General features: G+C 70.8%; 20 protein-coding genes and 2 pseudogenes. 10 read left to right on the top strand and 12 right to left on the bottom strand.

The window, feature by feature from the left end; translation table 11 throughout:
• Positions 1–78: 78 nt before the first annotated feature.
• Both FRANEAN1_RS29435 and FRANEAN1_RS29440 read left to right on the top strand, forming a co-directional pair.
• Positions 79–987 carry an ABC transporter ATP-binding protein gene (locus FRANEAN1_RS29435; protein WP_041256648.1) on the top strand — a complete coding sequence of 303 codons (909 nt, stop codon included), beginning with the start codon at positions 79–81 and terminating at the stop codon, positions 985–987.
• A gap of 671 nt (positions 988–1658) precedes the next feature.
• Entirely contained in the window at positions 1659–3050 is a 1392-nt protein-coding gene (locus FRANEAN1_RS29440) for a SidA/IucD/PvdA family monooxygenase (protein WP_020463392.1), read from the top strand.
• Positions 3051–3169: 119 nt separating this feature from the next.
• Here FRANEAN1_RS29440 and FRANEAN1_RS29445 read toward each other — a convergent pair whose 3' ends face one another.
• From FRANEAN1_RS29445 to FRANEAN1_RS29455, 3 genes are all read right to left on the bottom strand, one after another.
• Positions 3170–5419: a DEAD/DEAH box helicase gene (locus tag FRANEAN1_RS29445; protein WP_020463393.1), complete on the bottom strand. Its 2250-nt coding sequence runs from the start codon at positions 5417–5419 to the stop codon at positions 3170–3172.
• Between the two features lie 95 nt (positions 5420–5514).
• Positions 5515–5943, bottom strand: a complete 429-nt coding sequence (locus FRANEAN1_RS29450) for a VOC family protein (RefSeq protein WP_020463394.1) — start codon at positions 5941–5943, stop codon at positions 5515–5517.
• Positions 5944–5982: 39 nt separating this feature from the next.
• Positions 5983–6435 carry an AraC family transcriptional regulator gene (locus tag FRANEAN1_RS29455; RefSeq protein WP_083788362.1) on the bottom strand — a complete coding sequence of 151 codons (453 nt, stop codon included), beginning with the start codon at positions 6433–6435 and terminating at the stop codon, positions 5983–5985.
• 623 nt (positions 6436–7058) lie between these two features.
• Here FRANEAN1_RS29455 and FRANEAN1_RS29465 point away from each other — a divergent pair.
• The 3 genes from FRANEAN1_RS29465 to FRANEAN1_RS42620 all read left to right on the top strand — a co-directional run bounded on the left by FRANEAN1_RS29465 (position 7059) and on the right by FRANEAN1_RS42620 (position 8737).
• Positions 7059–7346, top strand: coding sequence for a hypothetical protein (locus tag FRANEAN1_RS29465; protein ID WP_041254911.1), 288 nt, complete (start codon positions 7059–7061; stop codon positions 7344–7346).
• A gap of 308 nt (positions 7347–7654) precedes the next feature.
• Complete coding sequence (locus FRANEAN1_RS29470; RefSeq protein ID WP_020463396.1) at positions 7655–8281, top strand: hypothetical protein; 627 nt, start codon at positions 7655–7657, stop codon at positions 8279–8281.
• 282 nt (positions 8282–8563) lie between these two features.
• Entirely contained in the window at positions 8564–8737 is a 174-nt protein-coding gene (locus tag FRANEAN1_RS42620; RefSeq protein WP_020463397.1) for a hypothetical protein, read from the top strand.
• A 54-nt stretch (positions 8738–8791) separates the two neighbouring features.
• On the opposite strand, the gene FRANEAN1_RS29480 is transcribed toward FRANEAN1_RS42620, so the two are convergent.
• The 5 genes from FRANEAN1_RS29480 to FRANEAN1_RS29500 all read right to left on the bottom strand — a co-directional run bounded on the left by FRANEAN1_RS29480 (position 8792) and on the right by FRANEAN1_RS29500 (position 10719).
• Positions 8792–9067 carry a hypothetical protein gene (locus FRANEAN1_RS29480; RefSeq protein ID WP_020463398.1) on the bottom strand — a complete coding sequence of 92 codons (276 nt, stop codon included), beginning with the start codon at positions 9065–9067 and terminating at the stop codon, positions 8792–8794.
• Positions 9068–9099: 32 nt separating this feature from the next.
• Positions 9100–9327 carry a type II toxin-antitoxin system HicA family toxin gene (locus FRANEAN1_RS29485; RefSeq protein WP_041254913.1) on the bottom strand — a complete coding sequence of 76 codons (228 nt, stop codon included), beginning with the start codon at positions 9325–9327 and terminating at the stop codon, positions 9100–9102.
• Positions 9324–9563: a hypothetical protein gene (locus FRANEAN1_RS29490; protein WP_020463400.1), complete on the bottom strand. Its 240-nt coding sequence runs from the start codon at positions 9561–9563 to the stop codon at positions 9324–9326. Before FRANEAN1_RS29490 ends, FRANEAN1_RS29485 begins: the two co-directional genes overlap by 4 nt.
• A gap of 351 nt (positions 9564–9914) precedes the next feature.
• Positions 9915–10484 (bottom strand): hypothetical protein, encoded by a 570-nt coding sequence (locus tag FRANEAN1_RS29495; RefSeq protein ID WP_020463401.1) that lies wholly within the window; start codon positions 10482–10484, stop codon positions 9915–9917.
• Complete coding sequence (locus FRANEAN1_RS29500) at positions 10477–10719, bottom strand: type II toxin-antitoxin system HicA family toxin (protein WP_020463402.1); 243 nt, start codon at positions 10717–10719, stop codon at positions 10477–10479. Before FRANEAN1_RS29500 ends, FRANEAN1_RS29495 begins: the two co-directional genes overlap by 8 nt.
• 446 nt (positions 10720–11165) lie before the next feature.
• On the opposite strand from FRANEAN1_RS29500, the gene FRANEAN1_RS44165 reads away from it, so the two are divergent.
• Both FRANEAN1_RS44165 and FRANEAN1_RS42625 read left to right on the top strand, forming a co-directional pair.
• Positions 11166–11441, top strand: a complete 276-nt coding sequence (locus tag FRANEAN1_RS44165) for a hypothetical protein (RefSeq protein ID WP_347176807.1) — start codon at positions 11166–11168, stop codon at positions 11439–11441.
• Between the two features lie 264 nt (positions 11442–11705).
• Positions 11706–11936, top strand: coding sequence for a hypothetical protein (locus FRANEAN1_RS42625; protein WP_198145713.1), 231 nt, complete (start codon positions 11706–11708; stop codon positions 11934–11936).
• A gap of 136 nt (positions 11937–12072) precedes the next feature.
• Here FRANEAN1_RS42625 and FRANEAN1_RS29515 read toward each other — a convergent pair.
• Positions 12073–12515: pseudogene (locus FRANEAN1_RS29515) on the bottom strand (cytochrome P450); the annotation flags it as partial.
• Positions 12516–12782: 267 nt separating this feature from the next.
• Between FRANEAN1_RS29515 and FRANEAN1_RS29520 the strand changes: the two are divergent.
• On the top strand, positions 12783–13880 hold the full coding sequence (locus tag FRANEAN1_RS29520) for a glycerol dehydrogenase (protein WP_020463405.1): 1098 nt from the start codon (positions 12783–12785) through the stop codon (positions 13878–13880).
• Positions 13881–13955: 75 nt separating this feature from the next.
• Here the strand turns inward: FRANEAN1_RS29520 and FRANEAN1_RS44170 are convergent.
• Together FRANEAN1_RS44170 and FRANEAN1_RS44175 are read right to left on the bottom strand one after the other, a co-directional pair.
• Positions 13956–14117 (bottom strand): annotated as a pseudogene (locus FRANEAN1_RS44170) (putative zinc-binding metallopeptidase); the annotation flags it as partial.
• Complete coding sequence (locus tag FRANEAN1_RS44175) at positions 14041–14559, bottom strand: zinc-ribbon domain-containing protein (protein ID WP_347176808.1); 519 nt, start codon at positions 14557–14559, stop codon at positions 14041–14043. The gene FRANEAN1_RS44175 and the pseudogene FRANEAN1_RS44170, both read right to left, overlap by 77 nt.
• Positions 14560–15059: 500 nt before the next feature.
• On the opposite strand from FRANEAN1_RS44175, the gene FRANEAN1_RS29530 reads away from it, so the two are divergent.
• Positions 15060–15950 carry a DUF1003 domain-containing protein gene (locus tag FRANEAN1_RS29530; protein WP_020463407.1) on the top strand — a complete coding sequence of 297 codons (891 nt, stop codon included), beginning with the start codon at positions 15060–15062 and terminating at the stop codon, positions 15948–15950.
• Positions 15951–16163: 213 nt separating this feature from the next.
• Positions 16164–17924 carry a D-alanyl-D-alanine carboxypeptidase family protein gene (locus FRANEAN1_RS29535; RefSeq protein ID WP_347176809.1) on the top strand — a complete coding sequence of 587 codons (1761 nt, stop codon included), beginning with the start codon at positions 16164–16166 and terminating at the stop codon, positions 17922–17924.
• Between the two features lie 81 nt (positions 17925–18005).
• Here FRANEAN1_RS29535 and FRANEAN1_RS29540 read toward each other — a convergent pair whose 3' ends face one another.
• Positions 18006–19145 carry a YihY/virulence factor BrkB family protein gene (locus FRANEAN1_RS29540; RefSeq protein WP_198145389.1) on the bottom strand — a complete coding sequence of 380 codons (1140 nt, stop codon included), beginning with the start codon at positions 19143–19145 and terminating at the stop codon, positions 18006–18008.
• Between the last annotated feature and the right edge of the window lie 6 nt (positions 19146–19151).

Genomic DNA, 19151 nt, shown 5'->3' on the forward strand with positions numbered 1-19151 from the left:
CCAGCCGACGCGGTAGCCCCGGCCGGTGCGGCGGCTCCGGGGCAGGCGGGGGGACCCGGCCGGTCCGGGGAGGCCCGGCTGCGCGCCGAGAACCTCACGCTGGCCTATGAGCAGCGCGTCGTCGCCACCGGTCTCGGGCTGCAGATCCCGGACAACTCCTTTACCGTGATCGTCGGGCCGAACGCCTGCGGCAAGTCGACGCTGCTGCGCGCGCTGGCCCGCATGCTGCGCCCACGCACCGGCGCCGTGTACCTCGACGGGGCACTGATCCGGTCACTGCCGTCCAAGGAGGTGGCCCGCCGGCTCGGGCTGCTCCCGCAGACGTCGATCGCGCCGAGCGGCATCTTCGTCTCCGACCTGGTCGCGCGGGGGCGGTACCCACACCAGCGGCTGCTTCGCCAGTGGTCCCGCGACGACGAGGCGGCGGTGCGCGAGGCACTGGCCGCAACCGGGACCGACGACCTCGCCGACCGGTACGTCGACGAGCTCTCCGGTGGGCAGCGCCAGCGGGTCTGGCTCGCGATGGCGCTGGCCCAGCAGACACCGATCATGCTTCTGGACGAGCCAACGACGTTCCTCGACGTGGCCCACCAGATCGAGATCCTCGATCTCTGCGCCGACCTGCACGAGGATTCCGCCCGCACGCTGGTGGCCGTCCTGCACGACCTCAACCACGCCTGCCGGTACGCGACCCACCTGGTGGCGATGAAGGGCGGGCGGATCGTCGAGCAGGGAGTCCCGAACGAGATCGTCACCGCCGAGCTCGTCGAGGAGGTCTTCGGGCTGCCGTGCAGCGTGGTTCCCGACCCCGAGACCGGAACTCCGCTCGTCGTGCCCGCCTCCCGCGCCCGGCGCCGGCAGCTCGCCGGGCGCGCGAACGAGCACGACGGGACGGCCGCCTATGCCGCTTCGGAGGCAGAGACGACGGACGCGACGAAGGCGACCGAAGCCGCGGATGCCGCGGCGATGACTGTCGGCGCCGGCTGAGCGGTCGGATGTCCGCCCGGCCGGCCGGCGCCAGGGACATTCGGCGGTCCGCGTCTCCAGCCGGCCGCCGCCGGGCCGCAGCCTCCAGCCGAGGCGATCCAACCGCCCTCAGTCGATGTGCGACGGGTGAATGAGCCATGGTCACCCAACCCGCCCGCCGCATCGCGTCGGCGGGCACTCGGGACCAGCGCAAGCGGGTGCCCGGGATCAGCTGTTGCCGCCATCGACGTTGTTAGGTTAGGTTTTCCTTATCAGATGCGAACTTGCGAGTCAAGGGCAGGCGGGCGCCAGAACCGACGCATCGGATCCACTTGACCATCAACCCCAACCCACCTAAGTTAGGCTCACTTAACTTGCTCCCCATCCACAGCGAAGCCCGGCATCCACCGCCCACGCGACGATCACCGCGGGAACACATCCGTCAGGCGACTCACGGCCCCACGACAGGCCGGAATCCTCGACCGCTTCCCAGCCACCCCGCGACCGGGCCGGGCGCATCGAAGAACGACCTCAGCGACCCGCATGGATCCCGGCGTGATTGACCCCGCGGGGCCGCCGTCAACCGCCCGACCTCGGGGAACTCCTTGACAGCTCGACGCGCCACCCCAGAATATAAGTAAGGTTAACTTTAATACACTCCCGGTTACTATTGACCGACCAGAGGGGCAGCCGTGGTAGACCGTCCGCCGACCGCGGAACTCGGTGTGCACGACATCATCGGAGTCGGGTTCGGGCCCTCGAACATCGCTCTGGCGATCGCAGTCGAGGAACACAACAGCAGTGTCTCCGCCGGTGCGGCGCTGCGCGCCGTCTTCCTTGAACGCCAGGTGCGTTTCGGATGGCACCGGGGGATGCTCCTCGACGGAGCGACCATGCAGGTGTCCTACCTGAAGGACCTGGTGACCCTGCGCAATCCGTCGAGCAGCTTCACCTTTCTCTCGTTTCTCCATTCCAGGAACCGCCTGGTGGACTTCATCAACCACAAAACGATGTATCCGCTGCGCTCCGAGTACCACGACTACCTGGAATGGGCCGCGGGCCGGCTCGACGACCTCGTCGAGTACGACACCGAGGTGGTGGACCTGCAACCGGTGACCCACGAGGGCGAGATCGCCTACGTCGACGTGATCAGCCGACACCGGGGAGACCCGGACCGGACGGTCGTACGCCGCGCCCGCAACGTCGTCATCGCAGCCGGGCTGGAGCCGAGACTGCCCGACGGTGTCGAGATCGACGACCGGACCTGGCACAACCACGAGCTGCTGCACCGCCTCGCGCGGATGCCCTCGACACCACGCGGCCGGTTCGTCGTGGTCGGGGCCGGCCAGAGCGCCGCCGAGGTGACCGAGCACCTGCACACCCGTTTCCCGCAGGCCGAGGTCTTCTCCGTGTTCTCCCGCTACGGCTTCAGCCCGGCGGACAACAGCGGCTTCGTCAACCAGATCTTCGACCCGGACGCCGTCGACGAGTTCTACCACGCGCCCGAAAGCGTCCGCGCCATGCTGCTCGGCTACCACCGTGGCACGAACTACTCGGCCGTGGACATGGACCTCATCGACGAGCTGTACCGCCGTGCGTATCAGGAGAAGGTGCGCGGCCCCCGGCGGCTGCACTTCCTGCGCGCCTCCCGCGCCGAATCCTTCGAGAAGCTGTCGGACGGCGTCCGGGTGCACATCCGGTACCTGCCGACCGGCGAGAAGCGCACCGTGGACGCGGACACCGTCGTGCTCGCGACCGGATACCACGCCCGCGATCCGCGGCGCCTGCTCGGCGGGCTGGCGGAGGCCTGCCTCACCGCCGAGGACGGCCAGCTCCAGGTCGGCCGCGACTACAGCGTCGACACCGTCGCGGGGACCACCGCCGGCGTCTACGTGCCCGGCGCGAGCGAGTACTCCCATGGGATCTCCTCGTCCCTGCTGTCGAACATCTCCGTCCGGGCCGGCGAGATCCTCACGTCGGTCCTCGACCGCCAGGAGCTCGAGGTTCCCCTCGCCACGGTCCCGTCGGGGATCTCCGGTTCCAGGTACCTCGACCCACAGCCGAACGCCCAGCCGCAGAGCTGATCCGCACCACGCCGCGACCCACCCGGAAGGAGGCTGCTCGCCAGCCGACGCGGTGATCCCGGCGTGGTAATCCCGGCGCTCTGGTCTCGGCACTGTGATCCCGGCACGGTGCCGCCCGCTCAGCCGGTCTCGACGGCGAGGGCGAACGGCAGCACGCCCGGCGCGCCGGCCTGGCGCAGCGCCCTGGCCGCGACGGTCATCGTCCAGCCCGTGACGATCAGGTCGTCGACGAGCAGCACCGGCCCGGTCAGCTCGGCGAGCGGGCCGGCGATAGGCGGTGGCACCTCGAAGGCCGACCACAGGCCGGCGAGGCGGTGGGCGCTGTTATGCACCCGGCCGGCCGCGGGCCCGCCGGCCACTCGGGGGAGCTGCCCCAGCAACGGCAGCCGCCCGACACCCGCGATCCGTTCACCGAGGTCCGCCACCAGGCACGGGCGTGTCCTGGACGCCACAGTCACCACGGCCGCCGGGCGCCGCTCCCACCGCCATTCGGTCAGGGTCCGCACCACCGCCTCGAACAGGTCGTCGGGGACAGGGCCGTCCTGGGCCTCGGGAGGAGGGGCGAACAGCTGGCGCAGCCGGTTGCCCCAGCCCAGGTCGTTGAGCCGTGCGACCACGCGGCCGGGCTCGGCGGTGACCGACGCGGGAATCCGGCCGGACGCGGCGACCCCCAGCGTGCGCATGCCCGTCGGCCACATCCGGCGCGGCTCAACGGGCACGCCCGTCCGGCGCAGCTCCTCGCGGGCGCTGTCCCTCGACCGGGAGGAGACCTCGGTGGACCACACCCGACCGGTGCACCGGTCACACCGGCCGCACGGCACCGCGTACGGATCGTCGAGCGCGTGGCGCAGGAACTCCATCCGGCAGGACGGCGTCGCGATGTAGTCGAGCATCGCCCGCTGCTCGCGGGCCCGCGCGGCGGCGACGCGACGGAAGCGCTCGGCGTCGTAGACCCACGGCTCGCCCGTCGCCTCCCAGCCGCCCTTGACCCGCCGGACGACGCCGTCCGCGTCGAGCACCTTCAACATCTGCTCGAGCCGGGAGTGCCCCAGGTCGACGGCGGCGAGCAGTGCCTGCGTCGACATCGTCCGCCCGGCCTGGGCCAGGACGTCCAGCACCTGCCGGGCGACCGGCTCCGGGGGGAACGACGTGTCGGCGAAGTACCGCCAGATGTCACGGTCCTCGGTGGCGGGCAGCAGGACGACCTCGGCGGACTCCACCGCACGCCCGGCCCGCCCGATCTGCTGGTAGTAGGCGATCGGCGAGTTCGGCGCACCGACGTGGACGACGAACCCGAGATCGGGCTTGTCGAAGCCCATCCCGAGAGCGCTCGTCGCCACCAGCGCCTTCACCCGGTTGCCGAGCAGGTCCTCCTCGGCGGCGATGCGCTCGGCCGGCTCCGTGCCGCCGTGGTAGGTCGTCACCTCGTGGCCCTGGCCGCGAAGGAACGCGGTCAGCTCCTCCGCGCCCGGCTTGGTGAGCGTGTAGATGATCCCGGAGCCGGGTAGCTCTGCGAGATGGTCGGCCAGCCAGCCGAACCGCTGCTCGGCCGCGGGAAGCGACACAACCGCCAGCCGGAGGCTCTCCCGGTCGAGAGACCCCCGCAGGACCACGGTCTCCGCGCTCGTGGAGCCGGCCCCGAGCTGCTCGCTGACGTCCTCGACCACCCGCGCGTTGGCCGTGGCGGTCGTCGCGAGCACGGGCACATCCGGCCGCAGCCCGCCGATCAGTGACCGCAGCCGGCGGTAGTCCGGACGGAAGTCGTGGCCCCAGTCGGAGATGCAGTGCGCCTCGTCGACGACAAGCAGCCCCGTCGTGGCCGCGAGCTCCGGGAGGTACTCATCGCGGAAGGTCGGGTTGTTCAGCCGCTCCGGGCCGACGAGCAGCAGGTCCAGCTCCCCCGCCCGCAGCGCGGCGTAGACCTCGTCCCACTCGGTGAGGTTCCCCGAATGGATCTCCCCGGCCCGGATGCCCACCCGTGCCGCCGCGGCCGCCTGGTTGCGGATCAGCGCCAGCAGCGGGGAGACGATCACCGTGGGCCCCACCTGGGCGGCCGGACCGCCGCCCGGCCTCGGACCGCTTGAACCCGAGTCACCTGGTTCCGAGTCACCTGGTTCCGAGTCACCCGGATCCGAGTCACCCGGATCCGAGTCGCCGAGACCGCGTAGCAGCGCCGTGGCGAGGAAGTACACCGCGGACTTCCCCCAGCCCGTGCGCTGGACGAGCAGCACCCGCCGCCGCCCGCTGACGAGCGCGTCGATCGCCTGCCACTGGTCGTCACGCAGGACCGCGCCCGGCCCAGCCAGAGCCCGGAGCAGCTCCTCCGCCCGATCGCGCAGCGTCCCGCTGACCGTCGCCTGATCCGCCATGCCACCTGTCTACCGGACCCCACCGACAGCTCCTGGCCCGCGGCCGCCGGAACCGCCCGCGACGCGGGCGCGGTCACCGGAGCGGGCGCGAGCCGTCAGGCGAAGTCCTCCGGGCTGAAGGTCTTCGGCTCGACCAGGACCAGCCAGTTGCCGGAGTTGTCGCGCAGCACAGCTTCCACCCCGTAGGGGCGGTCGGCGGGCTCCTGCAGGAACTCGACGCCCTTCGCGCTCAGCTCCTCGAAGGTCTTGCGGCAGTCGTCGACCCGCAGCCCGAGCCCGCCCATCTGGCCCTTTCCGAGCTGCCGGCGGACGAAGTCGGCGGCGTCCGGATCCAGCGGCGGCCCCGGGACCATCAGGGTCGCCTCCAGCTCGGGCTGGCTGCGATGGCCGATCGTGACCCAGCGGAACTCGCCGCCCATCGAGACGTCCGTACGCGGCTCGAAACCGAGCACGTCGACGTAGAAGTCACGGGCCTTGTCCTGGTCAAGGCAGTAGATCGTGACCAGCGAGATGTTTGTGATCATGCGGGAACCGTACGCCGCGCGGCCGCGGGAACGCTTCTCTCAGATTGCGCCGTCCAAGGTCGTGTCGGAGGTGCACCGCAGGTCCATCGCGCCGCGCATGAACAGGTAGCACCCCGGCACGTGCGGGCCGCCGCGGGCTGCCCAATGGTTCCGGTACGCGGTCGGGCTCTCCCCGACGAGCTGGGTGAACCGGGCGGAGAAGGACCCGAGGCTGGCGAAGCCCACCATCACGCACACCTCGGTGACCGTGAGGTTCGCGTGCCGCAGCAGGTCCTGCGCACGCTCGATCCGGCGCCGCGTGACGTACCGGATCGGGGTCTCCCCGTAGGCCGCCTCGAAGCTTCGGACCAGGTGGAACTTCGACATCCGGCCGACCCGGGAAAGCACGTCGAGGTCGAGCGGCTCCCGGTAGTGCCGATCGATGTGATCGCGGACCCGGCGCAGATGCGGCAGCAGCTCAGCCGCCACCGGCCGGGCACCCGTCCTGGTCACACCGTCGATACTAGGGTCGCGTGCGATTCATCAGACAGTAGGCGGACGAGGCTGCGGCCTGTGGCTCAGGACGCTAGCTCGCACTGACCTCCACCGGGCTGCACGCCGTGCCCGTGGCCAGCGCCAGGATCGTCCTCGACATGGTCCAGTCCGGGGTGATCCCGTTCCGCTCAAACCTGCTCGGTATTCGCCGCAGGGCGACAGCTTCCCCGTCGGGCACGGGCTGACCCGTAGACGGGTCCCGCAGGTCGTTCAGACAGACCTGAGTCACGTCCGATGCGATGGCCTCATCTGACCGACCGTCGGCCAGGGCGGGGAACGTCGCGCGGAAGGCAGTCACGAAGGCGGTCACCTCGACCCGCTGCTGAAACGTCCCGAGCGGGCCTGCCGCGGAAGTCGGACCTGCGGGAGGCCGGGCCTTCCCGTCCTCGGCCGAGATACATCCGGCCAGCGATACCAGTGCGACCCCACACACAACGGCGCTTCGAACCCGCACGACGTCCCCTCCGGATCATCGGCTCAGGGCACTCGGAACCGCTCGACCGGGTTAACCGCGCCCGTGCCGGCAGCGACACTACGCGTACAGTCCCGCTGCCGTAACCATCATGAGAAAATGCGGGACTGTGGCCGAACCCAGCAGGCGCCTGACGAGCCGGATCGACCGGGACTTCGACGCCGGTACGAGTACCGAGATCATCGGGCAGCTCAGCGCCCTGGATACGGAATTCTACGGTGGGCAGAAAGTCGAGCGCGTCCAGGCCGCGCTGGTGCTTTCATCGGCTGGATCATGGCGCCGGTTCGCCGCCAGTCTGCGCCTGTTGAGGACCGACTGGCGCGACGTTCTCGTTGCCGGTGGCCTGGCTGACGAGGACTGGCCACAACGACTCGACGCAGAGCTGCGGAGCACGTGAATCGTCCGCCCACGCGCCGCCGTTCGGAACCTGACACACACTCCGGCCGTTACCGCTGGCAACCGCTGGCATGGGAAACCCAACCGCATTACGGACGTCCGCTGCGGTGTCGGCGAACCGTACAGGCAGGCGCGCGGGGCGACCGCGTCGAGGCGCGGCGATGTCCGCGCGGAAATCGCAGCCTGCGTAGCAGGGATATCCTCGCTGCTTCTCACCGCCGCCACCGGCGCGGCCGCGGGATCTCCATCCCCACCGGATCCGGCCCCACTCGGACCACAGCGCCCCGCGGAGCCGGAGGTCGAGGCCCGGTGAATCTCGACCGGCTGAAGGTCTCGGTCAGCCGCACCGGAACCCCCCGAGGCGTGCGGGTGACGTTCGACCGTCACAGCCGCACGGCCGACGGCGGCATACCGGCCGGCGCCCGGCGATTCGTCTTTCTCTTCGACTCGGCCCTCCGCTTCAATCCCACCGCGTTCCCGGTCTGTTCCAGGCAGACCATTGACACCGAGGGCGTTGCCGCCTGCCCGCCTGGGTCGAGAGTCGGTTCGGCGGTCGGGACCTACCTGGACGGCAGCCAGGTGGAGGCCGTCGCGGTGAACAGCCAGGTCGCCGGCGGCCCCGGCGTCCTTCTCGCGTTTCCCGCCACCGGCCTCGTACTCGAGCAGACGCTCGAGCGGGCCACGACCCCGTATCAGCGGGAGTACACCTGGGCGATCGACGAACTGCTGCCACCCAACGAAACCCCGCCGCAGAACAGGCCGGGCACCACCCGGTTCGTCATCACCTTGGGTGCCACGACCACCGCCGGCGGCCGTCCGGTCAGCTATGTCGAGACGGCCGACCCACACGGCCCGTACTCGTTCGGCCTGTGGAGCGAGTTCGTCACCGGCCAGGTCGCCCTGCCGACCGACCACGCCTTGCCGCGGCCACGCTAACCCATCCGCTTGCCACTTCGAGCCGAGCCCTCGAGCCGTGACCGAGGCCGACGACACGCCGATGATCTCCCGTGTCCTGACGCGCAGAAGCAACTACGCCGCGGCCCGCCGGGATCAGCGGGCGACACTCGGACACGCTCCGACGCACGGGCGTCGAGCGAAGCGAGGTGGGCCCCGTCGGCGCATCGGGCCGCCGGGGTCCTTGCCGTGCGCGGTGTGCGCGGTGTGCCGCAGGTAGGGTTCCGGCGTGTCTGAGCGGAGCTGAAGGAGTCGCCATCCCAGATGGAGATCCGCTTCTCGATCTTCACGAACGTCCTTGAACTCGACGACCAGGGCGAACCCACCAACGAGAAGTACGCCGAGCGCCGCGCTGCCCTCTGGCTCCACCGGTACTGCACGGGACGCTATCCGTCCGGTGAACCGGAGCTCGAACCGTGGGAGTGCGAGCTCCACTGACTCTCCCGCGCAGGAGCCGCGATCGCAATCCGCGGATCGGACCCGCTGGAGGCGTCAGCGACCGGAACCGATCAATCGGTCAGACGCGACAGCTTCGCTGGAGGCGCCGAGACGGGCCGCGCGCGCCCCGCGAATGCCAAGCCAGCCGACGACGGAGCCGATGGCGAGGGAGGCGACGGTCAGGACCAGGTGGACCGTAAAGAAGCTGGTCGGGCCGCCATCCCAGGAACGATCATCATTCCATATGTTCCGAAGGAAATTCGGCCAGATCGCCCACGTCCACACACCAACAGCGATCAGGAACCAGGACGCACGCTTCGACAGAGTCACCCATCCAGCTTGCACCCGGGATCGCGCTGGGCTCAGGTGAGCAACGTCCTAAGCTCCTCCGCCTCGATGCCCGCCTGGCGCAGAACAGAGGCGAGGGTGCCTGTCGCCAGCTCCCGATGAAGCGGGACGATCACAACCCGGGCGTTCTCCTTGTGCCGCAGCTTGCAGTGCGAGCCACGCGTGGCGACCTCCTCGAAGCCGGCACGCCCCAGAGCCGTCACAACCTTCGCCCCGGAGACCCGGGGCAGGGCAGGCATCACGCCGACAGGCGGATGTCCAGCGGAGCGACGATGGGGCCGTCCGCGGCAGTCACGGGGAAGGGCTGGTCCTCGAAGTACAGCTCCAACGCCTCGCGAAGATTCGCCAGCGACTCCTCGACGCTGCCGCCCTGGCTGGTCACCTCGACCTCCAGGGCCCGCGCCACGTACCAGTCGCCCTCATGCGTGACGACAGCCGTCAGCCGCGCCGCTCGCTCCATGGAGATCAGCCTAGCCATACCGGCCGCACCTTGCGAAGTACTCACCGCCACCCCCTCGGGATGATCAACTGGACCTCTGTCGACCATACGAGCGGAAACGATCTCCAACAGCCCGGTACACACGAGAGACACAAGGCCACCCCCGACCCGCGGGAGTACCTGGGTCATAAGTGAATGTTCTACAAATTCGGCCAGATCGCCCACGTCCACACACCCACCGCGATCAGAAACCAGGACGCACGCTTCGACAGAGTCACCCGTCCAGCTTCGCACCCGAGCGAGAAGCCCCAACCGATCAAGAGTGGTCGCACCACGTGAGGTCGAGCACGGCGGACACAGCCACATTTTGTGTCCGGATCACCGCGGCCCCTACGCGCTGAGCTTCAGCCCGGGCCCGGTGAATGTCGTCATGACCTCGCCGAATGTCGTGTCTGGCAGGTAGCCGACGTCAACCGACCCAGCGCCGGCGCGGTTCCCGGTACCGAACTGCAGGGTCCACAACATCGACTCTGCCGCGGGAAGCGCGACGACAACTGGATCGGTGACGTCGTCGATCTGAGCCGTCAGCCAGGAGATCGGGTCGGTCGGCAGCGCACAGACGTAAACGACCTCCCCCGCAGAGTTCGGTGGCGCCGCACGCAGCCGCTCTGCCTGGTCCTCGACACCGAGCGCAGCCCCCAGTCGCTCTGCGACCAACTGCCGCTCCCACCCGAAGGCATCCTGAGCGATCCGAACAACGACCCCGCGCAGCTCCTGCTCAAGATGAACGAAGATCTCGAAGTCGGAGTCTCCGTCGAAGTACCAGGTCAGCGCCTCGGGCAAGGCCCCGCGCAGCTCCGCCGCGGTCGGCTCCGCAACCGCAAGACCAGGGCACTGCGGCGACCACGCCGACCAGGACTCACCGTCCCGCCGCACGATCACTGCGATCTCCCTAGTCACCGCGGATCACCTTCAGAGCCTCCTCCACGGTCAGGCCCACCTGCTTGACCAGTATCTGACGAACCAGGCCCGGACCAACAGTCACACGATCGTGGAACGCCAGCCGTAGCCGTGGGCGCCCGTCCGCCTCCAGCCACCGGTGCGACGAGCCGTCCTGCCTGGTCACCCGGTACCCCAGCCGCCCGAGCACGCGCAGGAGCTGCCGAGCCTTCAGCGACGGGAACTCTCCGGTCACGACGACAAGAAGGTCGAGTCCCGCCGACCGCAGTACCCGTCACCAGCAGTTCGAGAGAACGCTTCCACCGGCACCTCCACACCATGATCAGGGATGTGGCCCCAGCGTAGGCGTCCACATGCGGACGAATGCCGCCAGGACACGAGAGGACACGGTGCCGTACCTAGGTCATAAGCGAATGTCCTACAAATTCAGCCAGATCGCCCACGTCCAGACGCCAACCGCGATCAGGAACCAGGACGCACGCTTCGACAGAGTCACCCCACCAGCCTGGCACCGGCCGCGAGCCGTGGTATCCGTGTGGGGGCGCGAGTTCGGACACGTTGATCGCCATAAGGTGGGCGGACAGACAAAAACCCGGGGGCTTGCCGCCAGAGCCGTAAAGGGCATCCAGCGGTAGAGGCCATCCGGGTGTCCACTCCAAAGTTTAGAAGACCGGTAGCCCGATGTCGAACGCCGTGACCCCGGCGCATGCCCTCGCGGTCCAGCTCCGGCGCAGGCTGAGCGCCGAACGCCCCGATCCGTACGAACGGGCCTGCAACCATGACCTCGAGCGGGCAGTGGCCCTGTACGAGTGGAACAGCAGCATCAGCGCCAGCGAAGGCCTGACCAGTGGTACGACGACCCGGCCGGCATCCTCGAAGCCCATCGACGGCAGGACGTCGCCGACGCCTACGCCAGGTCGCGGCGCGACGGGAAGGTCATCACGCCCGGTCGAATGATCGCCGAGCTGACGTTCGGCTTCTGGCGCTACCTCCTGACCAGGCGATACGAGACAACCCTGTGGACTCCCGCACTTCGCCGCGCGTTTCCGAACCTTCGCCCGGCACAACGGACCCGGATTTACAACCCCGTCGACAGCCTCGTTCGGCTCCGCAATCGCGTCGCGCACCACGAACCGATCCACAACCGACCGCTTGCGACCCTCCACCATGATCTGCTGCGTGTCGCCGGGCACCTCGACGGCGGTGTCGAAGAGTGGATCCGTGGCCGAAGCCGAGTGCCCGCTCTCCTGCTGTCACGACCACCGCAACCGCGAGGAGGCGAAGGAGGCTGTCCGGCAGTGGCGCCGGCTGCTTGACGAGATGGCGGCGGGCGACGCGGACATCCAGGCCGCGATCGTCGCCAAATTTGAGCGCCGTGGCGCCGAGACCGCCACACATGGAGCGATCAGCGGACAGGCCTGGTCCTACCTCCGCCTACTCCCAATGCCGTGACCGCCGCACGTGGCCCCGAATCAGCCGCGACCGAGAAACCTCCTGGAGGCGGCTCCCGGGTACGGCCTCAGGTTCTGGGGCGGATTCCGGTGCGGAGGATCTCGATGCCGACCAGGCAGGTCCAGAAAGGAAGCACCAGCGCGATCTGCGTCTCCAGCCGGGCGAGTGGGGCGAGGTGTTCGACGTCCGGGCGTTCGGGGTTGAACGTGTCCGGGTCGGCGAACCGCTTGGGGTCACGGCACCCGGCACCCGGCATCAGGGTGAGCGGAGCGCCCGGGGAATCGTCGTTCCGGCTATCTCCACGTCCGTGAGCGTCGTGCGCTGCGGAAGCATGTGGACGGGCGGCTCGTAGCGCAACAGCTCCTCGACGGCACCGGCCATCAGGTCCGGTTCTCGGCGCATCCATTCGAGCAGCTCGGGGTGGCGCAGGAAGATGAGCATGCCGTCGGTGATCAGGTCGACCGTCGTCTCGTGACCGGCGACGAACAGCAGGATGGCCGTAGTGATCGGCTCCGCCTGGGACATCCGCCCCTGCGGTCCGTCGTCGCTGACCAGGCCGGAGAGCATGTGGTCCCGCGGTGCGTCGTGGCGTTTCGCGGCGAGCTCGGCCATGTACGCGGGACTCGTCGCCCCATGGAGCCGCGGCGATCAGCTCGACGAGATGGTGGCTGCCTGGCGGTCGGCCGATGGGCACGCGAGCCGCGCCGCGCGAGGTGTCTCAACGTGACATGTCTGTCCTGCCAGCTCCGGGCCTACCCAGCCGACGGCGTTTCGATCGCGCACCGGGGAGCGGACACGGAGCGGACATGCTGGCGCAGCCCGGCGGAACCGCTACCGTAACCGTTCATGCTCGCCGTGTTCGGGTCGCCGGGTCGATACGTCCAGGGTCGGGATGCCACCGCCGCGCTCGGGCCGGAGATGGCCCGCCTCGGCCTGACCGGCCCGGCGGTCATCGTGACGAGCGGGGCCCCGCTGCGCCTGCTCGAGGACACCTGGCGGACGAGCCTGGACGGCGCGGGCATCCCCTACTCCGTGCACCTGTTCGGCGGCGAGTGCAGCGACCAGGAGATCGACCGGGTCGTCTCGGCGGCGCGTGACCCGGAGGCGACGGTGATCGTCGGTGCCGGTGGCGGGAAGGTGCTCGACACCGCCCGCGCGGCGGCCGCCGCGCTCGACCTGCCGGTGGTGACCTGCCCGACGACCGCGTCCAGCGACGCGCCGTGCAGCGCGTTGTCCGTCGTGTACTCCCAGGACGGGACGTTCGAGCGGTACCTGTTCTACCCGCGCAACCCGGATCTGGTCCTGGTCGACACCACCGCGGTCGCCGCGGCGCCGGCCCGCCTGCTGGTCGCCGGGATCGGCGACGCGCTCGCCACCTGGTACGAGGCCCGTACCGTCGGCGAGGCCCGGCGGGCCAACCAGCTCGACGGCGCGCAGACGGCGACGGCCGGCGCGCTGGCCGAGTTGTGCCGACGCATCCTGTTCGACGACGCGGCGGCGGCGATCCGCGCGGTGCGCGCCGGCGCGGTGACACCGGCGCTGGAGCGGGTCGTCGAGGCGAACACGCTGCTGTCGGGGCTGGGCTTCGAGTCGGGTGGGCTGGCCGTGGCGCACTCGGTGCACAACGGCCTGACCGTGGCCGCGGAGACCCACCGGTATCTGCACGGCGAGAAGGTCGCGTTCGGGCTGATCGTCCAGCTCGTGGTCGAGGGACGGCCGGAGGAGGAGCTGGCCGAGGTGCTCGCGTTCTGCGGCGGGGTGGGGCTGCCGCGCACACTCGCCCAGGTGGGGCTGGCGGATCCGCCGATCGAGCTGCTGCGCGGCATCGCCGTCCGGGCGCTCGCCGACGGGGAGACAGCCCACAACGAGCCCTTCGACCTCGACCCGCCGATGATCGTCGACGCGATCCTGGCAGCCGACGCCGCCGGCCGGGCCAGCCGCTGACCCGAGTGTCACCGCGGTGGCCGGCCCGCCGACGAGGGCCGTCACGTCCATGCGGCCGTAACGACGGCGCGGCCGTCACCGCGTGGCGCGGGCCGTCGCGAGGTCGTGGACGAAGCTCAGCTTGTCCAGCACGGTGGACGTCAGGACGAACGGGTAGAGATCATCGAAGCCCATGCTGCGGTTGACCGCGTTGAGGGCGTAGGTGAGCGGGAGCCACTGGGCCGCGATCTCGTCGAAGCCGGCCGTAGCGCGGCGGGCGGCGGGAGGCGCACAGTTGCCCGGGTGGCGGCCCGGCCGCGCCAGGGGCAAGCTCGACGAGCCAGTTGCAGCCGGCGAGTTCCATGTTGCCGCACCGCCGGTACCGTGGCTGCTGTGGCTCGGCCGGGACGGACCGGTCTCCGCCCGGGGTCCCGGCTCCAGGGGCCCCGGCGGGCGCGGTGATCTCGGCGGCGAGAGCCGCCGCCTCGTCGGCCACCGCGAGCCGCTCCCGGAACAGTCCGTCGCCGGCGTCGACGAGGGTGATCAGGCGTCGCGCGGATGGTGCCACCCCCAGCGCCGACCCGCAGCGCAGACACGTCGAGTTCTCGAAGAACACAAGCTGGCCACAGTAGGCGCAACCGAAAGCCAGCATGAGTGATCCGTTTCGAGAGGAGTCCGCGCGGTCTGGTGATCCCGCCATCCACTACCCGACCCACGCGGCGGGAACCGCCCGCGGGGTCGGCTACCAGGCGAGATCACCGGCGGCACGACAGCATGTGACGGCGGCGCGACACAGGTCACGGACGACCCCATAGCGGAACAATCGCAAGGGGCGGCTATCCTTGACAACAACATTTGGATCCTCTACTGAGGCCGACCAGAGGAGGTGGCCGCTGTGAGTCCTGGCGGGTGCTCCAGTAACAGCCGCTTCCTGCTGGTGGACGCCGGCTGACGATCGGTCCGCGGCGGATGGTTCCGTCGGCGCGGCCGCCCCTCCTCGTGGCAGCCGGCACGGCCAGTCAGTCCAGCCCGCGTCCATGACGCCCGGGGTCAGGTGATCTCCCGGGTTCCTTTCCGGCAGGTGCGGTCGATCAGCGACGTGTCGACCCGGGCCGCGATGGGATTTCTCCCGCGCAGCCTGCTCTGAAGTGCGTATCGGCTCCGTCCGTTCGCGACGGCCGAGCGCGGAGGGGACCTCCTATGAGCATCAACACCGCCAGCCGTCTCGCGGCACGCCGGGGAACCGGATCGGACCGGCTCGACATCCCGGTCGCCGGCCGATCTCCACTGATCGCGGGCCGGGTGGACCGCGAGACGATCAGCCGCGGCGCCGAGACCATCGCGCGCTTCCTCGGTACCGGCCGCTACCTGGCCATCCAGACCTGTGTGGTGATCGTCTGGATCGCGCTCAACATCGCATTGCCGCTCATGCGCTGGGATCCCTACCCGTTCATTCTGCTGAACCTGGCGTTCTCGACCCAGGCGGCCTACGCCGCCCCGCTGATCCTCCTCGCGCAGAACCGGCAGGACGACCGGGACCGCGCCTCGCTCGCGGAGGACCGGGCGGCGGCCATCCGGATGCGTGAGGACACCGAGTTCCTGACCCGCGAGGTGGCGGCGCTGCGCCTCGCCCAGAGCGACGCCGCCACACGGCAGTACGTGCGCGGTGAGCTGACGAACCAGCTCGAGTCACTGCGTGGTGACATCGAGGCGTTGCTCCGCATGGTGCTCCAGCCCACGGCACCGGCGGCGCACCCCCTCGCGGCCACCCCGAACGGGTCGGCGCAGCGCCCCGCGCGCGGCGGCGTGGCCTGGCCGTCCGTACCCGGTACGTCAACAGTCGCGACACTGACAGTGGACGAGCCCGCACACGCACACCCGACGGCGTCGGCGGATGCGCCGGCGGATCACGCGGGTCAGGACACCGCGACCGTCCCGGAGCCGGCTCTGGTCGTCGTCCCGGCGCCGGGCGCGCTCTCCCCGGACGGGGCAGCCACACAGGGCCATCTTCTCGTCCCGGCGCGAAGTGGTTCGCGGGCCGGACGAAAGGTACCCATCCGACCGACGCGAGCACGAATCCGAGACACGTGACACGACAAACTCACCGGATGAAGATCGACCGGTAACGTTCGGTAGGTGCATGCCGGCCGGACGCGTCGACCCCGACCCGGCCCGCTCGAGCGCCGCACCGATGAGGACGCTCGGGAGGGTCTCACCCCGCCCGACCCGCACCACCCCGATCCACGACGTACCGATCCACGACGTACCGATCCGCCCGAGCGTTTCCGCCGGGTGGTGAGCGCCGTGGTGGGGCTGGCCTCGGCCCTGGTCCTCGTTCTGGGCACCGCACCACCGTCAGCTGCCATGGCCGGGGCCGATCCGCTGCCTGCCAGGAGGCCACCCGCCCGCCCGCTGACCGCCGGCACGCTCCCGGCCGGTGCCCTCGCCGTCGAGCCGCTCGCCGCGGCCTCGACGGCGACCGGGGCGTCCGGGACGGCGTCCGCCGGTACGACATCGTCCACCGCGGACGAGGCCAGCCCGGCGAGCGCCAGCGGAACGGCGGCGGGCACGTCCGCCGGTACTACCAGCACAGCAGGCACAACTGGCACAGCGGGCGCCACCGACCAGGCGGACACCGCGGAGGCCACAGGCGCCGCGGAGACCGCTGTGCCGCCGCCGGCCGGCATCACCGCCGAGGCGTGGCTCGTCGCGGACGCCGGCAGCGGCGCGATCCTCGCGGCGCACAACGCGCACCTCCCGGACCTGCCGGCGAGCACGATGAAGATGCTCACCGCGCTGACCGTGCTCCCCGGGCTCCCGCCAGACCGTGAGGTGACTATCAGCGACCAGGCCGCCCAGGTGGACGGCACCCGGGTCGGGCTCGTCCCCGGCGTCCGCTACACCGTGCGCGACCTCGCGACGGCGATGCTGATCGCGAGCGGCAACGACGCCACGGTCGCGCTGGTGGAGGCGGCCGGCGGCCGGGAGGCCGTACTGGACCGGATGAACCGGCTCGCGGCCTCGCTCGGCGCGTCGGAGACCGTCGCGGGCGATCCCACCGGCCTCGACGCCCCCGGTCAGCACACGACGGCCCACGACCTGGCGGTGATCGGGCGGGCAACGCTCAACGACCCCATCGTGCGTGGCTACCTGACCATCCCGCGTGCCTCGCTGCCGGGCCGCGGCGACGAACGCTTCGAGATCGCGAACCACAACACCCTCATCGGCAGCTACGAGGGCACCATCGGCATCAAGAACGGCTACACGGTCGCCGCCGGGGCGACGTTCGTCGGCGCGGCGACCAGGAACGACCGGACGCTCATCGTCTCGCTACTGCGCACGGCGCCGGCCTACGGGACGGACGCGCGGGCGCTGCTCGACTGGGGCTTCGCGCACGCGGCCGACGTCCGCCCGGTGGGTCGGCTCGCCGGGCCCTCCGACGTGACACCAGGCGACCCGATCACCGCCGGTGGGGCCGTGGCCCCCGGCACCGCACCGGGTGGCACCGGCGAGCGCGCCGACAGCCGCGGCGCCGGACAGGACGGCGGCAGCCCGCCCGGGCGGGCCACCACCGGCGACGCCGGAGGCGTGGGTGCCGTCACCTGGACGGCCCTCGCCGTCACGGTCGTCGCGACGGCCCTCACCGTGTTCGGGCGGGTCCGCCGCCGGCGCGGCGTGGCCGGGAGGGCCACCGGGCGCACCACCCGCTCCGGCAGCGGCAGCGCGGGCCGGTGGGATGCAGCGGGCCTCGGGCAGTCCGGCGGACGGCGCGGACGTTCCACGGCCCCAGGAGGAGTTCCGGGGAGAAGAGGCCACCGAAGAGGCACCAACAGGACGCGGCGGGACGGCGCGGCGGCGCGGGCCCGCCGGGAGCGGCAGAGCGTCGTCGAGGAGTACCGGGCGACCCGCTCCGCCGCGTCGGCTCCCCGGCCGCGCACCGGCGCCGACGGCCAGCGCCATCTCGTTGGTCTGCCCTCGCTGCACCCCGAACCGGGGCGGAGCCGGACCGACTCGTCCCGCACCGACACCCCACCCTTCGGCACGGCCCGCTCGCCCCGCCCCTGAGCCCGCCCGGTCCCCGAGCTCCCCCAGCTCTGAGGCCGCCTCGCTCTGAGGCCGCCTGACCCCTGAGGCGTGGCGCGCCGGTCAGCGCCCGACCGGCGCCCGGTCCGCCGGGCGCGCCGCGCCGCGCCGCCAGGGCCATCGCGGTCGCCAGGAGCGGCCGTCCTCGCCGCCGTGGCCATCGTGGCCATCGTGATCGTCGTGGGTGCTCCGGTCGTCACGCCCGGATCGCGCGGACCGGACGGCCGGCGGCTCGACACGGACGGCCGGCGGCTCGGGGGCAACGCGGTCCCCCTCCGGCCCGGGCCCGTCCGCCCCGGCAACGTCGGGGCCCGCCGGGTCCGCCGGGGCGGTACCGGACGGATGGACGTCCGACGCGTACGGTGCCGTCACCGCCCAGGCGGCGACGAACAGCATCCAGCGCATCACGATGTTGATCCAGATGAGCAGGCCGACCATGACCGCGAAGATGCCGTAGACCGGGTTGGACGTGGTCTGACCGACCAGCCAGGTCCCGAGCAGCTTGAGCAGCTCGATGCCCACCGCGCCCAGCGCGGCCGCGCGCAGCACCCGCTGCCGGTTGGTGCGTTCCGGCAACCGCCAGAAGATGTAGACGAACACGGCGGCATCGATGGCGAGCGCGACCATGAGCGCGAGCAGCCCGGTGGCCCAGGCGGCGGCCGTGCTCCCCTCCAGCCCGACCCAGCGCAGGAACACCCCGGTCGCGGACGTCGCCAGGCTGGTGACGACGAGCGAGGCGAGCAGGGTCAGGCCGAGACCGGTGAGGATCGCGATGTCCCGCAGGCGCTGCATGATGAAGTTGCCGGTCTCCAGGCTCTGGTGCCAGACGAGCCGGATGCTGTCGCGCAGCGCCGAGACCCAGGCCAGCCCGGCCAGGAGGAGACCGGCGAGACCGATCAGACCGGCGCCGACCTTCGCATGGCCGATGGTCGAGACGTCCAGTTTGTCGGCCAGGCCGGGCAGATAGTCGTTGATCTGTTCGGTGAGCTTGGCCTGGGCGTCGGGATAGGCGTCCACGACGAACCCGGCGATCGAGAAGACCAGCGCCACGATCGGGAAGAAGGACAGGAAAGCGAAATATGTCGTGGACGCGGCGAGCCGGTCACCGCCGTCCGACGTATAGCGGCCGTACGCACGCACCGTGTGGTCAATGAACGGGCGACGGCGCCGCACCGCGCCCGCGGCGCCGCTCACCGTTCCCACGCCCGT

Source organism: Parafrankia sp. EAN1pec (genome assembly GCF_000018005.1).
In the GTDB taxonomy this organism is placed as follows: domain Bacteria; phylum Actinomycetota; class Actinomycetes; order Frankiales; family Frankiaceae; genus Parafrankia; species Parafrankia soli.

Bases quoted from the DNA above. Each gene is read 5' to 3' on its own strand.
- FRANEAN1_RS29445 (WP_020463393.1), bottom strand. From the start codon at position 5,419: ATGGCGGATCAGGCGACGGTCAGCGGGACGCTGCGCGATCGGGCGGAG.
- FRANEAN1_RS29450 (WP_020463394.1), bottom strand. From the start codon at position 5,943: ATGATCACAAACATCTCGCTGGTCACGATCTACTGCCTTGACCAGGAC.
- FRANEAN1_RS42620 (WP_020463397.1), top strand. From the start codon at position 8,564: ATGGAGATCCGCTTCTCGATCTTCACGAACGTCCTTGAACTCGACGAC.
- FRANEAN1_RS29490 (WP_020463400.1), bottom strand. From the start codon at position 9,563: ATGGCTAGGCTGATCTCCATGGAGCGAGCGGCGCGGCTGACGGCTGTC.
- FRANEAN1_RS44165 (WP_347176807.1), top strand. From the start codon at position 11,166: ATGTCGAACGCCGTGACCCCGGCGCATGCCCTCGCGGTCCAGCTCCGG.
- FRANEAN1_RS29520 (WP_020463405.1), top strand. From the start codon at position 12,783: ATGCTCGCCGTGTTCGGGTCGCCGGGTCGATACGTCCAGGGTCGGGAT.
- FRANEAN1_RS44175 (WP_347176808.1), bottom strand. From the start codon at position 14,559: ATGGCGGGATCACCAGACCGCGCGGACTCCTCTCGAAACGGATCACTC.
- FRANEAN1_RS29530 (WP_020463407.1), top strand. From the start codon at position 15,060: ATGAGCATCAACACCGCCAGCCGTCTCGCGGCACGCCGGGGAACCGGA.